Source organism: Paenibacillus sp. CMM36 (genome assembly GCF_053570945.1).
Genome location: NZ_JBSEDY010000001.1, coordinates 335449 through 350425, shown reverse-complemented (window position 1 = coordinate 350425; position 14977 = coordinate 335449). Strand labels below are relative to the sequence as shown.

Annotated in this window: 13 protein-coding genes; 7 read left to right on the top strand and 6 right to left on the bottom strand. The window is 46.4% G+C overall.

Annotation, left to right across the window (positions count from 1 at the left end):
- Positions 1 to 8 precede the first annotated feature (8 nt).
- Both ACWA2B_RS01770 and recQ read right to left on the bottom strand, forming a co-directional pair.
- Positions 9 to 1877, bottom strand: coding sequence for a B12-binding domain-containing radical SAM protein (locus tag ACWA2B_RS01770; RefSeq protein ID WP_069012020.1), 1869 nt, complete (start codon positions 1875 to 1877; stop codon positions 9 to 11).
- A gap of 54 nt (positions 1878 to 1931) precedes the next feature.
- Positions 1932 to 3830: a DNA helicase RecQ gene (gene recQ / locus ACWA2B_RS01765; RefSeq protein ID WP_029516412.1), complete on the bottom strand. Its 1899-nt coding sequence runs from the start codon at positions 3828 to 3830 to the stop codon at positions 1932 to 1934.
- Positions 3831 to 4053: 223 nt separating this feature from the next.
- Between recQ and ACWA2B_RS01760 the strand changes: the two genes are divergently transcribed.
- Positions 4054 to 5067, top strand: coding sequence for an RluA family pseudouridine synthase (locus ACWA2B_RS01760; protein ID WP_069012016.1), 1014 nt, complete (start codon positions 4054 to 4056; stop codon positions 5065 to 5067).
- An 85-nt stretch (positions 5068 to 5152) separates the two neighbouring features.
- On the opposite strand, the gene ACWA2B_RS01755 is transcribed toward ACWA2B_RS01760, so the two are convergent.
- A complete protein-coding gene (locus tag ACWA2B_RS01755) occupies positions 5153 to 6001 on the bottom strand; it encodes a hypothetical protein (RefSeq protein ID WP_029516410.1) in 849 nt (282 codons plus the stop codon).
- A gap of 684 nt (positions 6002 to 6685) precedes the next feature.
- On the opposite strand from ACWA2B_RS01755, the gene speD reads away from it, so the two are divergent.
- Together speD and ACWA2B_RS01745 are read left to right on the top strand one after the other, a co-directional pair.
- The gene (gene speD / locus ACWA2B_RS01750) at positions 6686 to 7492 is read left to right on the top strand and encodes an adenosylmethionine decarboxylase (RefSeq protein WP_029516409.1); all 807 of its coding nucleotides are present in this window, start codon (positions 6686 to 6688) and stop codon (positions 7490 to 7492) included.
- Between the two features lie 273 nt (positions 7493 to 7765).
- Entirely contained in the window at positions 7766 to 9184 is a 1419-nt protein-coding gene (locus ACWA2B_RS01745; RefSeq protein WP_029516408.1) for an NAD-dependent malic enzyme, read from the top strand.
- Between the two features lie 85 nt (positions 9185 to 9269).
- Here ACWA2B_RS01745 and ACWA2B_RS01740 read toward each other — a convergent pair whose 3' ends face one another.
- Together ACWA2B_RS01740 and ACWA2B_RS01735 are read right to left on the bottom strand one after the other, a co-directional pair.
- Positions 9270 to 9950, bottom strand: coding sequence for a serine/threonine-protein kinase (locus tag ACWA2B_RS01740; protein WP_029516407.1), 681 nt, complete (start codon positions 9948 to 9950; stop codon positions 9270 to 9272).
- A gap of 137 nt (positions 9951 to 10087) precedes the next feature.
- Positions 10088 to 10819, bottom strand: coding sequence for an HAD family hydrolase (locus ACWA2B_RS01735; RefSeq protein ID WP_449291637.1), 732 nt, complete (start codon positions 10817 to 10819; stop codon positions 10088 to 10090).
- Positions 10820 to 11177: 358 nt separating this feature from the next.
- Between ACWA2B_RS01735 and ACWA2B_RS01730 the strand changes: the two genes are divergently transcribed.
- From ACWA2B_RS01730 to ACWA2B_RS01720, 3 genes are all read left to right on the top strand, one after another.
- Complete coding sequence (locus ACWA2B_RS01730; protein ID WP_029516405.1) at positions 11178 to 12032, top strand: hypothetical protein; 855 nt, start codon at positions 11178 to 11180, stop codon at positions 12030 to 12032.
- Positions 12033 to 12145: 113 nt separating this feature from the next.
- The gene (locus ACWA2B_RS01725; RefSeq protein ID WP_029516404.1) at positions 12146 to 12901 is read left to right on the top strand and encodes a threonine/serine exporter family protein; all 756 of its coding nucleotides are present in this window, start codon (positions 12146 to 12148) and stop codon (positions 12899 to 12901) included.
- 20 nt (positions 12902 to 12921) lie between these two features.
- The gene (locus tag ACWA2B_RS01720) at positions 12922 to 13356 is read left to right on the top strand and encodes a threonine/serine exporter family protein (protein WP_013309318.1); all 435 of its coding nucleotides are present in this window, start codon (positions 12922 to 12924) and stop codon (positions 13354 to 13356) included.
- Positions 13357 to 13475: 119 nt separating this feature from the next.
- On the opposite strand, the gene ACWA2B_RS01715 is transcribed toward ACWA2B_RS01720, so the two are convergent.
- Entirely contained in the window at positions 13476 to 13988 is a 513-nt protein-coding gene (locus tag ACWA2B_RS01715) for an N-acetyltransferase family protein (protein ID WP_449291636.1), read from the bottom strand.
- 197 nt (positions 13989 to 14185) lie between these two features.
- On the opposite strand from ACWA2B_RS01715, the gene ACWA2B_RS01710 reads away from it, so the two are divergent.
- Positions 14186 to 14914: an MBL fold metallo-hydrolase gene (locus ACWA2B_RS01710; protein WP_449291635.1), complete on the top strand. Its 729-nt coding sequence runs from the start codon at positions 14186 to 14188 to the stop codon at positions 14912 to 14914.
- Positions 14915 to 14977 lie beyond the last annotated feature (63 nt).

Here is a 14977-nt window from a genome sequence, read left to right as displayed (position 1 = left end):
CTCTTATATTAAATCGCAGCGATATTTTTGCCGATCGGCATGGTGTAGTAGAGCGGCTTTTGCTGTCCATTTTGCTGATAGACTACAAGCAGAAGCGTGCGGCCTTCGGCAGTCAATGGGCTACCCCCACTCAGGATATGATCCAGACTGAACGGCAGTACATCCAGCACAGCGTGCTTTTGCAGTTCTTTTTCACTCAGCTTCAAGGAAGCAAAGGCTGGGATAATCTCGCGGTATGGCTGCGGCTGTTGACTGCCTACATCCGTTCCGCCTGTACTCTCCTTGCTCGCATCTGCCACAAAATCTGCAACCACAGGTGACAACAGCGCATCCGGGTGCTGGAGAACCATTTTCATATAGCTGGACCAATCATTCTTCTCCAAGCTATGCTCCCACCAAATTTTACGCGGCTTATATTTATGGTTAAGGAAATAATCAAGCTTCATCAGTCCAAGCACCATATCCATTCGCTTTGTTCCACGCGATTCCAGAAAGGACTGGAGACGTGTGAACAAGTCTTCGAGCTGATGTCCGATTTTTTGCCAGCCCTGTCCTTCCCAGTAGTCTCCGAATTCCTGAAAGAAATCAAAGGCGGACGAGAATTCACGCTCAATCAGATAGTTGACTGTATGATCCATACGATGAGAGTTCCAGTATTTTTCCAATACATCTTCCAAGCGCTTGAGTCGGACGATATCGGCAAAGGAAAGGACGTCATTGCTCAGCATTTCATACGGCGCAACATCCATATACGTATAGTTATACTTGTCTGCGTCGATACGCAGTCCGGTGCCACGCAGCATTTTGAGGAAGCCAAGTTGAAGCTCTTCCGGGCCGAGCGCAAAAACGTCATTAAACGTTTTACGGAATGTGTTGTAGTCCTCCAAGGGCAATCCGGCGATCAAATCCAAATGCTGGTCGATTTTACCGCTTTGTTTGACCTTTGTAACAGTACGAGAAAGTTTGGTAAAGTTCTGGCGACGCTTAACCAGCTCATTGGTAGGATCATTCGTTGATTGGACGCCGATTTCAAAACGAAATACGCCCGGCGGCGCGTTTTCCGCCAAATAATCCAATACCTCGGGACGCATAATATCTGCCGTAATCTCAAACTGGAAGACACATCCACGGTGATTTTCAATCAAAAATTTGAACATTTCCAGTGCATAATCGCGTTTAATATTAAACGTCCGATCCACGAACTTGATTAGGTTGGCTCCATTGTCGATCAGATATAAAATATCTGACTTTGTGCGCTCAATATCGTAATAACGCACCCCAACTTCGATGCTTGACAGACAAAACTGGCAGCTGAACGGACAACCCCGGCTCGTTTCAAAATAAACAACCCGTTTCCCGAGTTCCGGTATATCTTCTGCAAAACGATAGGGCGACGGCAGCTCGTTCAAGTCCGCTTTCGGGCGACCGGGCATCTGAATGACCTCTTCTCCCTTACGGTAAGCCAGTCCATACACAAAATGGAACTTGCGATCCCCTTCCAGCTCCTGCAGCAGTTGATGGAAGGTTTCCTCTCCTTCACCAACCACGATAAAGTCCACATTCGCCAAACGCTTCATCCAGTGATCCGTATCGTAGGATACCTCTGGACCACCCAGAACAATTTTGACTTCGGGCATAATCTTTTTCAATACATCGATGACTTTAATCGTCTCTTCAATGTTCCAAATATAACAGGAAAAGCCGATGACATCTGCCCCCCGTTGAAACAAATCGGATACGATGTTCATCACCGGGTCTTTAATCGTGTACTCCGCTAGCTCGATATCAAAGTCCTTTTCACTGTAGGCTTTGAGACATCGGATGGCCAGCGAGGTATGAATATATTTTGCATTTAACGTTGATAAAATGACTTTCATAGGTCACAACCTTCTATAGTTTGCATGGACTGTTATATCCTTACCTTAGTATGGCTATTCAAAATCCTCGTACACATCGTCTGCATAAATCTCGTCCTCACTTACCGTTCCCCCGATATTCCCCTGATTATGAAAAAAATCAAGAAACGGCTTGCCGTACTTGCGGAACTTCACTTCTCCGACACCCTTGATCCGCAACATCTCTGCCTCGGATTGTGGGCTCGCTACGCTCATCTCACGCAGCGTCGCATCATTGAAAATGATATAAGACGGTACATGCTCCTGAGCGGCCAGATCGCGGCGGATCAGGCGCAATTGCTCGAACACGGTTTCGTTGACTGCGGCCGGGTATGCATCGCGTCCCTGTCGTCCGCGTGAACCTGCTCCACCTGCAAAAGCCGTGGCATGTCGCACCACACGCTGCATGACTTCTCGCTGGCCTTTCAGCACTTCAGCCGCAAGCTGCTGCAAGCGTACGACCGGATATTGTCCCTCGGACAACATCAGATAGCCTTCCGAAACAAGAACATTGATGATTTCGGCGATCTCTTTTTCCGTCCGGTTGCCCATCACGCCATAGGTTGGTAGGCTGTCAAAACCATACTGCAGCACTTTTTTGTTACGCGAGCCTTTCAACACCGAGGCGACCATCGAGACCCCATAACGTTCCCGCATGCGGTGAATGCACGAAAAAATCTTTTGCGCATCTATGGTCATATCAACCAGTTCCCGTTCATCTGTACATGAACTGCATATGCCGCAAGCTTTATGCTCCTCCGCTTCTCCGAAATACTCAAGCTGTGCTGTACGTAGGCAACGAGTCGTGTAGCAATAATCAACCATCTGCTGGAGCTTGCGATAGTCATTACGCTTGCGGTCTTCATCCTGTGGATTTTGCTCAATCAGGAACTTCTGCGTCACGATATCTTGTGGTCCGAACAGCAGAATACACTGACTCGGGTCGCCATCACGTCCTGCGCGTCCCGCCTCTTGTACGTAAGCCTCCATATTTTTAGGCATGTTGTAGTGAATGACATAGCGTACGTTCGATTTATCTATCCCCATGCCGAAGGCATTAGTTGCTACAATGACACGGATATCGTCGTACAGAAACCCTTCCTGGCTATCTGCACGTTCCTGATCTGTCATCCCGGCATGATAGCGTCCAGCCGCCATGCCTGCATCACGCAGCCGTTGGTACAAATCGTCCACGTCCTTACGTGTCGCCGCATAAATAATGCCCGATTCACCCTCATGCTCACGGGCGTAATTCAGTAAAAAGCTGCGTTTGTCTTCCCCGCGCAGCACACTGAACGCCAAATTGGGCCGTCCAAGGCCTGTAACGAACGTCTCCGGTGAGCGCAGACGAAGCAAGCGCACGATGTCATCCATGACCTGCGGTGTCGCCGTTGCCGTAAACGCAGCCACGATTGGACGTTCATACAGCCCGTCCACGAATGGAGCCACAGCCAGATAGCTGGTACGGAAATCATGGCCCCACTGCGATACGCAGTGAGCCTCATCTACCGCTACGCAGGAAATCGGCAACTGAGCCATTTCATCGCGAAACCAGTCCAGTTCCAGTCGTTCCGGTGCGACATACAGTAACTTCAAGTCACCATTCCGTGCGGCTCGTATGCGATCATTCACTTCTCGACCACTCAACGTACTATTGATGTAGGCAGCAGCAATCCCCATCGTGGTCAGCGCATCCACCTGGTCCTTCATCAGCGAAATGAGCGGTGACACGACAATGGTCAGCCCCTCATGCAACAACGCGGGGATCTGGTAGCATATCGATTTTCCGCCCCCTGTCGGCATGATGCCCAACGTATCGTTGCCCTCCAGCATACTGGCCACAATTTTCTTTTGTCCCTCCCGGAAATCGGGATAGCCATAAAATTTTTGCAGCAAGTCCTGCGCCCGTTCCAAGGTTGGTGCTTGTACACTCATAGTTTCAAAACTCCTCATATTTCTAGCGTCCTTGACGCATATCGGCTTTTCTTTCGTTACCTTTAGTTTACCGGGGTTCAGGGTAATGTTCAACCGCTAGAAGACTACCAATCTGGTTTAGTCCCTTATGGCGTTCGCTGTTTTCTCATGATATAGTGAACACGGTGCCGAAAATTTGTCCATAATTATGAAGAGACACGGTTCCAAGAAGGAGAAAGAACCCATGAACAATCGGAAACCCCAACGGAAAAATCATACAAAATCTACGTCAAACGCAAGCCATTCCAAACGCAGTCATAAACCTGCCGGAAGATCTGGCTCCCATAGACCGGAAGCTCCACGGAGAACGAATGCTTTTGATAAAGCCCCTGCCAAAACATACATCGTCCAGGAGCCTGCCGAGCTGTTAAGCTTTTTAGTAGAGCATGTGACTGGCATGGGTCGCAACTCCATTAAATCAGCACTGGCTCGTGGGCAGGTATCCGTCAACGGCATTCCGCGTACCGTGCATAATTTTCCACTGGAGCAAGGTCAGACTGTCGCTCTTTCCAAGGAAAAGGTAATTCCCGTCGTACCACTGACTGGGCTACGTATTTTGCATGAGGATGAAGCCATTATCGTTATCCATAAGGATGCCGGGTTGCTGTCCGTGGCTTCAGCGCAGGAGCAGGAAGTAACAGCCTATCGCCAGCTTACGGCCCATGTGAGACGCGAGCATCCGTACAATCGTATTTTTGTACTGCATCGTTTGGATCGTGATACATCAGGAGTGATGATGTTTGCGAAAAGCGAAGCCATACAGCAGGAAATGCAAAAAGCGTGGAAGGAAGTTGTGTATGAACGAACATACATTGCTCTTGTAGAAGGACAGGTTAAAAAAGCTGAGGGTACAATCACCTCATGGCTGAAAGAAAGCAAGACGCTAAAAATGTATTCCAGTCCTTATCCGAATGACGGACAACACGCAGTCACTCACTATAAGCTGCTCCAAGCCAATCGGCATTTTTCTTTGCTGGAAGTACGTTTGGAAACCGGACGCAAAAATCAAATCCGCGTACATATGGAGGATATCGGTCATCCCATTGTTGGAGATAAAAAATACGGTTCCAAATCCAAGTCGATTGGGCGCCTTGGCCTACATGCGAGGGTATTGTCTTTTATTCATCCCGTCACCGGGGTATTGCTGCGTTTTGAATCCGACATTCCTAAAACCTTTTTGAATCCGTTCCGGGAGTAGAATTGAGCAAAGCATACGGAGATTAGATAGAAAAATAGAAGAGGAAATGAGGGGGCTGTAGAAGACAGCACCCTTTTTTGATTGATTAAGCGGTATACCTCCGAACACCATCAGCCATTTTCATCAACTCATCCCATATATATATGGGCGTATTACACACTGGACAATCTACCCAACCATTTAAATAGGGTAATTGGGCAATCAGCTTGTTCTCTTCAATTTTTTGGGCATATTCGTGCAACCACTGCATATTAGCACCTCTATGGTCCAATGAACGGGGGCGAATCGGTTGGGGAACCAGATTATCTGAATTTACAGGATCCTTATCATAGACAACCAAGGTGTCATTCTGTTCATCAGGCCAAATATAGAGCGGGGTACCGCAATGCGGACAATCCAGCGTATATTCGTCACCAGTATCGAAGCTTTGTAGCATATAAGCTACGCAGCGATAACCCTGAAAAGCGGCACCCGCAGCCAGAACATAGCGTTTACCGACATCTCCTTCGTGTTCTTTCGCATACAGCACCATTTCTTCAGTCAATTCTGCAAGTCGGACAATGGCACACCGATATTGCGCGTAAATATATTCAGCCAGACTAGAATCCACTTTCACCTGATCCCTTGTAAATTCCAAAGGAACTTTGGTATGTAAGGGATTGTTATTCTTCGCTTCGAATATTCCGCAAATGTTATATATATCTGCACGAATCCCTATATCAGAACTTTTTAACGCAATGTCTACAAGGTAAGGTACAGCCGCAAATGTACAAGTATACAACGTATTTTGGTGATACAGCTCCTCCCAATACAAGGTGTCAGCCATTTCGCCATCATATCCGGCTTGGAGCTGCTTCAACATTTCCGGGACGTATTGAGAAGAACCATAAGGGCCTTGGAGCAGAGTCCAGGCCGGATCGGACAAAGCCAGCATCTTGATACTCCTTCCACCGTTTTTCTTACAGTAAAGGATTTTGCAAAAATCCAATAAGCGACTTCCAATGAACAAAGGTATAGAACGAAGTAGTTTAGTTCGTCTATATCTTGCACTTCGGAGCGACTGGAATCGAATTGTGCAAAATCCTGACAGTAACATGGGATCGGTTTGTAAATTAAACTCGCTAACAAATTCATTTTAACTTCATAATTCTCAGCTTCTTACGTTTATTTTATTATACGCATATTATTAGCTGAAGTTGCTTTCTCGATTTATGCAATATACAAAATCACTATTTTTCCGGGTCTATAATCATATTCGGTTAAGCTTTCGGCATTGTGAAGGTGATACACATTAAATTACTGAATTACTAACCTGGTTCTTAAGTTCTACTACGAGTTCTCTGTCAGTTCAGTTCCTTCTTCGTATACATAGTTCATATTATAAGTCCTGTTACTTAAAAATTGCTGAGTAAGAAATAAAGTATATATACATTAAAATTTCCATACATGTAAAAACAAAGCCACTCCCCTGCCTGTTTTTAATTATGCCAAACGGGTAAGACATACTTGTTCAAGCCTTTAATCTAACAGCTACAGAACTGATTTTATGAATCGGTATATGAAAAGGCGTGTTGGGAATATTATGTATGAATACTGCGACTATAAGGGGAAATAGCCTATGACCATAACACCGGAACAGCGGATTACCCTGCACGGATTTAACAACCTGACCAAATCATTGAGCTTCAATATGTACGATATTTGTTACACCAAAACCAAAGAAGAACGCGAGGCGTATATTGAATATATTGATGAACAATATAACTCAGATCGGCTGACAGCTATTTTAAAGAATGTATCTGACATTATCGGCGCCCATGTGCTCAACGTAGCCCAGCAGGATTATGTTCCTCAAGGAGCCAGCGTGACAGTACTTATATCAGAGGGACCCATTGTGGAGGTTCCGACTGAATCTTATGCCGAGTCACCAGGCCCCCTACCTGAATCTGTCGTGATACAGCTGGATAAAAGCCACATTACGGTTCACACCTACCCGGAATATCATCCAGACGAGGGGATCAGTACGTTTCGAGCAGATATTGATGTCTCTACCTGTGGGGAAATCTCCCCGCTCAAGGCACTCCACTATTTGACTCATTCTTTCGACACCGACATTATGACGATTGATTACCGGGTACGCGGCTTCACACGTGATATGAATGGACATAAGCTTTTCATCGACCATGATATCGGCTCCATTCAAAACTATATTCCAGACGAAGTGCGCAGTCAGTATGACATGATCGACGTGAATGTGTATCAGGAAAATATTTTCCATACCAAATGTAAGCTAAAACAATTCGATTTAGACAATTACCTGTTCGGCTACACCAAGGAAAGTCTGACTGAAAAAGAGCAACAAAATATATCAACACGTCTCAAAATTGAAATGGACGAAATTTACTACGGTAAAAATATGACGTAACAGATCGAATGCGTGAAAATAAAGTGAATCATTTCATTGAAAAAAAGGATGATCGCTTGGACTGAAATACAGCCAGGCTTTCGTCCTTTTTTTGATACAAAATAAAAGATATTACTCAACTTGATCTGTACAAGCGAGTGATTGTTCACTATGATAGGGGAAGAAACCACTAATTTAAAATATCAGCATAGATTTTACATCCGCTTCATATTGTAAGCGCAATCAATCGATCCTACGTATGATTTTGTCATGGAAGACAAAGGAGGAATTTGCATGCAAGGCGGTATTGGCGGTAAAAATATCATTTTACGACTGGAAATTTCCACAGAGCACATCCAATTTGGTCAATTGATTACGTTGGTAAACGAACATGGCGGGGATGTAATCGCCATTGACGTCATCCGCACCTCTGAGAAGGTCACTGTGAGAGATATTACAGTCACCATTGCTGATCCAGCAGAAATCGATCAAATGATTGCCCGGATTAAAAAAGCACAAGGTGTTAAGGTATTATCCATCTCTGATCGTACCTTCCTATTACACCTCGGGGGCAAAATTGAAATGCAGCCCAAGGTCCCCATTCAAAACCGCGATGACTTATCCCGGGTATATACCCCCGATGTGGCACGCGTATGTATGGCGATTCACGAGGAACCGGACAAAGCTTTCCGTTTGACGATCAAGCGCAACACGGTCGCCGTCGTCTCTGACGGAAGCGCTGTCCTCGGGCTAGGCAACATCGGTCCCTATGCAGCCATGCCAGTTATGGAAGGCAAAGCTATGCTGTTCAAGCAGCTCGGGTCCGTCGATGCCTTTCCCATCTGTCTGGATACGCAGGACACCGAAGAAATCATTAAGGCCATTAAGCAATTGGCCCCAGCCTTTGGCGGTATTAATCTGGAGGATATTTCATCGCCACGATGCTTTGAGATTGAGCAGCGGTTACGTAACGAGCTGGACATACCTGTTTTTCATGACGATCAGCACGGTACAGCTGTCGTTTTGTACGCAGGGCTGATCAATGCGCTCAAGGTTGTCGGCAAGGCCCTGTCTGACGTCAAAATTGTCGTCTGTGGTATCGGGGCTGCGGGTGTGGCCTGTACGAAAATTTTGCTATCTGCAGGAGCAGTCAATATCATTGGCGTAGATCGTCACGGAGCGCTTACAGCGGATGAAACATACGAGCATCAGATGTGGAACTGGTATGCGCAGCATACCAACCCCGAACGGCTGTCTGGCACGCTGTCCGAGGTTCTGAAGGACGCTGACGTGTTTATCGGACTCTCGGCAGGCGGACTACTGCAACGAGAAGACGTGAAACGTATGAAAGAAGCCCCGGTACTGTTCACTATGGCTAACCCAGTTCCCGAAATTGCGCCAGAGGACGTCGAGGACATTGCGGGTGTCATCGCCACCGGACGTTCGGACTATCCTAACCAAATTAACAATGTGCTTTGTTTCCCAGGCATCTTTCGAGCAGCGCTCGACTGCCGTGCCCGTGAAATCAACGAAGAGATGAAGCTGGCGGCCGCCGAGGCCATCGCAGGCACGATCCGTCCTGAAGAACTAAACAAGCTGTATATAATCCCTGGTGTATTTAACGAGAGTGCGGTTCAACGGGTGCGTGAAAAGGTAATTCAAGCCGCAATTGCGAGTGGTACAGCGAGAAGAGTGCCTCGGGATTTCAGATAAAAGAAAAGGATTGCTCCCCTAAATGCGGGTGCAATCCTTTTTGCTATGGAAAGATCAGACTGCATATCCGTTATCTTCACAGCGGTTATGACCTCCATTTAGAGAACAATTGACTGGCACGCTGGGCAAATTCCTCCAGATTAAAGTTGGAGTTATCCAGCTTGTAGTACCATTTTTTAATCGTATCCAAAATCCATGAGGGAACTTTAACCTCCGAGATACCAGAATAAAACGTATGATACGCCCACACCAAATGCTCCCAGCGCTTGTCATCGCCTTCCTTCACGTATTCAGATACGTCCAATACCTTGGCACGCCCGTCTTGCATGAGTACATTCTTGAGGTGGATGTCACGGGGGTTCAGCCCCTTGGATCGGACAAATTCTCTCGCCTTTTCCACATCCAGAATGACCTGCTCTGGCACAGGAATTCCTTGCAGCAAACAATCCAGCAGCGTAATACCGGATTCATAACTTATGACAATATACTTGTCGCCTTTTCCGTAATAATGAGGAAAAAAGTCAGACCCTCGCAAACGCTCATATACGTCGGCCTCCGCATCTTTCTTGTCGATCGCCATGTCTGAGTACACCTTGAATGCGTAGCCTGGCAACGTATCCAGCGTAAATACGGCCGCATCTGTCCCGATGCCAATACAGCGGACGTCTTGAGTGGCTGTTTTAATGGTAACCGGATCATTATCCTCTGTACTGTATACGGTCACTTGACTTATGATGTCTTCTGCCTGCCTCCATTGTTCTACCATGCGCGATCCCCTCCTTTTCTGTTCTAAACCATTACCAATGAAATTAGATCTATAACAGATAAATAGTATTACGGGTTAGCTTTGGGAATGGCTTCAAAATAGGTTGATTCTTTTAGAAAAAACGGTATGTGCCGTGTCTAACGAGCGTCCGGCAAAAGCAACCTTCTTAACTCTGCATAGCTTGCCGCTGTTTTATAGATTCCTAGCACGTCAGTTTCCGGGGGAGCGTTCCTGTGATTGAACCAGATCACCTGCCAATTCGCAGCTATAGCTCCCGCCACGTCATTGCGCCAGGAATCCCCAATGTAACAGCAGTGCTCTGCTAACGTTCCTGTCCGTTCGTTCACTACTTCAAAAATGCGCGGATCAGGCTTGGCATAGCCAACGGTTCCAGATACAAAGATATGCTCTGCTGCAACATGATTTTCCAACGCCATAGCCTTGATCTTGCTCATCTGGTGTTCTTCAAGACCGTTGGTAATTAATCCAACTAAAAAGCCAGCCGAGTTCAAATCATTTATTAACGAGGTAGCCCCCTCAAAAGGCTCAATTCGGTACTGACGATCCAAATATTCTTCTTGAACATGTTCTGCCTGCTCACGGGTAATTTCTATCCCGAATTCTTGTAAAGCCAGAATGAAACGGCCTTCTCTCATCTCATCCAGTTCATGCGTCCCTGCCTTCCCCTCCAGTAGTCCTCCTTTAGCCGATAGTACATCGCTATAATAGCGAATACGATGGTAGGCTTTCTCAAAAGGAAAACGCTCACTCAATCCTAATACTGTTCGCAATGCATCGCGTGTAGGGTGCAAATGATCGTACATCGTATCATCTACATCAAAAAAAACAGCCTTCTTTTGCAAGTTCATATGCCCACTTCTTTCTGTTAAATCTTCGGATGTCGCTCCTTTTCACCTTGTCCTGATATTATACCCGTTGGCCTGTTACGTTGCACCCTGCCCTTCACATTGCGCATCCTGCAATCACACTTCACGGTTGCTAACATACACTGAAAAGACCGCATTTTCGCAAACTCACTTTACTTCTCTACCGAGCTAATATAGGTATCTTGTCCTGCTTTGCCCGAAAGCGTTTTATTTGACAACACACGGGTAAAAGGTCACATTTTTGAAAAGATTCGTCATACAGGTTTACATTTCGTGTAAAATCACGTACCTTTTAGGGATGGACGCTTTATGGATGTATTGGATAAGGGAGGCAGACACGATGGATTCCGGTTCTAACCTAGCCTATGGATCAGCTACACCTTTGATTGAGGCACTTATAGAATTTGAAAAGGAGCTCGAAGCGAACCGGCATTCTTTGAGTTTTGATTTGGGATTGATTATGGAGCAGGGCCGCGCGCCACGATATATGGCTACACCACCAGATGTTATTCCTTTTGCCCATGCAGGGGTGGACGGAATACATTATGGCTTTTTAACGGATTTTGGTCTTGAAAAGGACCTTTCACAGGCCCCTATCGTATGCGTATCTCCCGTCGATTGGACGGGTGTATGGGTGGTTGCCCGTCATTTGCAGGATTTTTTAAGTGTTGTTTATACAGAGAACAGTTCATTACAACGATACTACGCCAGTGGAGATGACTATTCTGGACATGCAGGTCAGCGACTGCCTCAGGTTGTAGATGAACGTACCGCGTTTGTACGCGAATGCTTCCGGGAACGCTTTGGTATCGAACCGATTCAGGATATGGCTGCCTATATCGATAGTTTGCGTACAGAACGGAAGCACAATGAAGCAGCTCCTACGCTGAACGGCTTGGGCATTCAGGTATCTTCTTCTGCGAAGCATAGCTCTTCTAAGGAGAGTGCACTCTTGACCGTAACGGAGCCTTTCCTTTGGGAACAACAAGGCGAAGCTGTGCGTGAGTTATTCCACAACGGTTCGCGTGAAGCCAGACTGGCCTTTATTCGAGATGCCCAGACACGGCATCTGTTCACCCATTCTGCCCTTCGTGCTTTTGTAGCTGGACAGCTTAAGTTGATGGGCCTATCTGAGGCCGCAACATATCTGGAAGAGTCCTACTATACCGTTATTCCTGATATGATAGAATCATGACGAATTCCTTGGATTTCCCCTAACCTAACCGCCTCCGAAAAGGCGGCTTTTTGTGCTACAATAAATGAAAATAATAGGGTCGAACGGCCCGGTATGAATGAAAGAGAGCGAGCATGAATAATCATTCCTATCCTACTCCTGAAATCATTGAGGTTTGTCTGTTGGCGGGCAAACTGATGATGCAAAATGGAGCCGAAACCTATCGTGTTGAAGACACGATGTCCCGCATTGCTTCGGCCTATGGCATATCCCAGTCCCATAGCTATGTCACACCAACTGGGATTTTTTTTGCCATTAATGACTCGGAGCCTGCCACGCTCATTCGCATCGTAGAGCGGACCACCGATTTGCACAAGGTGACAGAGGTCAATTCCATTTCACGTAAAATCAGCACAGGTGATTTGTCTCCCCGCGCTGCCGTCAAGGAGCTTTCGGAGATTGAATGTGGTCCCCTCCGTTATTCTAACCGTATACAGCTGATGGCTGCTGCGTTGGCCAGCGGTTGCTTTATGATCATGTTTGGTGGAGTTTGGCGAGATTTCCCCGCAGCTGTGTTATGCGGAGGTATCGGATTTGCAGCCGTACAGTATTTTCACAGGCTCGTTAAGGTTAAGTTTTTCTCAGAGTTTTCTGCATCTTTTCTAATCGGTTTGCTGGCGGCTCTATTAACGATAGTAGGCTGGGGACAGATGATGGATAAAATTATTATTGGCTCTGTCATGCCACTGGTTCCAGGCTTGTTAATTACAAATGCCATCCGTGATTTAATGTCCGGGCACCTTGTTTCGGGTCTTTCCAAGGGAGCCGATGCTTGCCTGACGTCTTTCGGCATTGGAGCTGGCGTTGCGGTGATCATTTCTTATATGTGATTCGGAGGAGATTCAAGTCTATGCTTGCACAATTATTCACAAGCTTTATTGCCACCGCTGCATTCGGCATACTTTTCCATGCCCCTCGGCGCTCGCTGCTGCAATGCGGTTTCGTCGGTATGCTAGGCTGGCTGGTCTATTATTCAACTACGGACAGCATGGGACCTGTGAGCGCCAGCCTTTTGGCAACGATCCTCATCGGCATCGTCAGTCAAGGCTTTGCGCGGCTGTACAAAATGCCTGTGATTATTTTCAGTGTCGCAGGCATGATTCCGCTCGTTCCAGGGGGAATGGCCTATAATGCCATGCGCCAGTTCGTACAACAACATTATCCGCAGGCACTGGAGCTGGCGATGAGCACGCTGATGATCGCAGGAGCGATTGCTGTCGGTTTGGTGCTGTCTGAAGTGCTTAATCAGATTTTTCACAGTATACGTTTTAAACCACAGCGCTAAAAGCGATGAAAATAGAAAAGCAAAAGAGGCTGCTCCCAAAATCATCTGCAGTGTATGAGACGATTTTGGAAACAGCCTTTTTCTGTACACGTTACAAAGAATATTTATATGTCATAAGCTTATTCATCCACTCGCTTACCCAATATCGCCAAATCTCGCTCTATGCTGTCCAGCACAGCTACACGCGGATAGTACCCCCATTGCTCAAAACCAAACTTCCGTAGCAGCCCAATACTTGGCTCATTATGACCAAAAACAAATCCCAACAACGTGGTAATCCCCAGTCTCGGACATTCATTTAGCAAGTGCTGCACCAGTCGACTTCCTGTTCCGGTTCCACGAGAATCCTCATGGACGTATATGCTAATTTCTGCTGTACCGTTATAAGCTGGACGCCCATAAAAGGACTGAAGACTGGCCCATCCGGTAATTGTACCCTTTTGTTTTAAAACCCACAAAGGCCGGTGGTTTTCCTGATGAGCCTCAAACCATGGAATTCGACTTTCCACTGTCACCGGTTCCAGATCTGCCGTGACCATTCGTCCTGCGATCGTAGAATTATAAATGTCCACAATATCGGGAAGATCCTCTTTGCATGCAAATTCAATGGAAAAAGATTGGTCGTTATTCATTATTCGTATCCGCCTCCTATTGTGTGATTTATTTATTGTACAAGACAAGCGCCCGATCAGCCATATCGAGTTGTTTTGCGGATTAGTCCCAAAGGGTTTTATAATAGAGCTTGAAGAAAAACAAAAACGTAGTAAGCGATTTAACATGACGAGACGGGAGGTATGTTTCGGAGTCAAGGATTCTGAAGCAGCTTAATATGAATATTGGAACTCAACTCTTGATTTTGGAAATACCTATGGAATCTTTTTTTGGAAAAACAACCATTTATCCTGTACTGCTCAAGGACGAGGATGGACTTACACTGATTGACACGGGAATGCTCGGCCAATTGGAGCCATTACGCAAGGCTATTTCAGATGTGGGTGAGGATATCAGCCGCCTGAAAAGAATTATTTTAACACATCAAGATATTGACCATATCGGAAATGTTCATGCACTGCTGGACTTGCTGCCGAATACTGCCCTGTTAGCCCATAAGGATGACGTCCCTTATATGACAGGAGAGCGACCATTTGTGAAGCTAACGCCGGAACGGATTAATCAGTTGGATACTACGCTCAAGCAACAAGCAGAGGATCTGATTCGCCGCCTGCCAGATTTGCGCTTTGCTCATATTCTTGAGGACGGTGAGCATCTACCCTATGGTGGAGGAATACAGATTATACATACACCCGGCCACACGCCCGGGCATATCAGCTTGTATGTGCCCGCACAAAAGCTACTTTTGGCAGCAGATGAGTTGCTTGTAGTCGAGGGTGAACTGGTCGGTCCCGCTGAGTCGGCTACGCCGGATATGCCGCTGGCCCTAAAGAGCCTCGATAAACTGACTGTATTGGATGTTGAAAAGGTACTCTGCTACCATGGTGGTTACTATGATCAGAATGTACAGGCACGTCTGCAAACATTAAGTCAGGAAAGAGAATAAGTCATTCCATGCTATAAATAATGATGTATGAAGAGCTATAATGAATAAATAGGCAGAAAGGAA

Coding starts and splice junctions, on each gene's coding strand:
- ACWA2B_RS01710 (WP_449291635.1), top strand. CDS start 14,186: ATGAATATTGGAACTCAACTCTTGATTTTGGAAATACCTATGGAATCT.
- ACWA2B_RS01715 (WP_449291636.1), bottom strand. CDS start 13,988: ATGAATAACGACCAATCTTTTTCCATTGAATTTGCATGCAAAGAGGAT.
- ACWA2B_RS01725 (WP_029516404.1), top strand. CDS start 12,146: ATGAATAATCATTCCTATCCTACTCCTGAAATCATTGAGGTTTGTCTG.
- ACWA2B_RS01735 (WP_449291637.1), bottom strand. CDS start 10,819: ATGAACTTGCAAAAGAAGGCTGTTTTTTTTGATGTAGATGATACGATG.
- recQ (WP_029516412.1), bottom strand. CDS start 3,830: ATGAGTGTACAAGCACCAACCTTGGAACGGGCGCAGGACTTGCTGCAA.
- ACWA2B_RS01770 (WP_069012020.1), bottom strand. CDS start 1,877: ATGAAAGTCATTTTATCAACGTTAAATGCAAAATATATTCATACCTCG.
- ACWA2B_RS01745 (WP_029516408.1), top strand. CDS start 7,766: ATGCAAGGCGGTATTGGCGGTAAAAATATCATTTTACGACTGGAAATT.
- ACWA2B_RS01755 (WP_029516410.1), bottom strand. CDS start 6,001: ATGCTGGCTTTGTCCGATCCGGCCTGGACTCTGCTCCAAGGCCCTTAT.
- ACWA2B_RS01760 (WP_069012016.1), top strand. CDS start 4,054: ATGAACAATCGGAAACCCCAACGGAAAAATCATACAAAATCTACGTCA.
- ACWA2B_RS01720 (WP_013309318.1), top strand. CDS start 12,922: ATGCTTGCACAATTATTCACAAGCTTTATTGCCACCGCTGCATTCGGC.
- ACWA2B_RS01740 (WP_029516407.1), bottom strand. CDS start 9,950: ATGGTAGAACAATGGAGGCAGGCAGAAGACATCATAAGTCAAGTGACC.
- speD (WP_029516409.1), top strand. CDS start 6,686: ATGACCATAACACCGGAACAGCGGATTACCCTGCACGGATTTAACAAC.
- ACWA2B_RS01730 (WP_029516405.1), top strand. CDS start 11,178: ATGGATTCCGGTTCTAACCTAGCCTATGGATCAGCTACACCTTTGATT.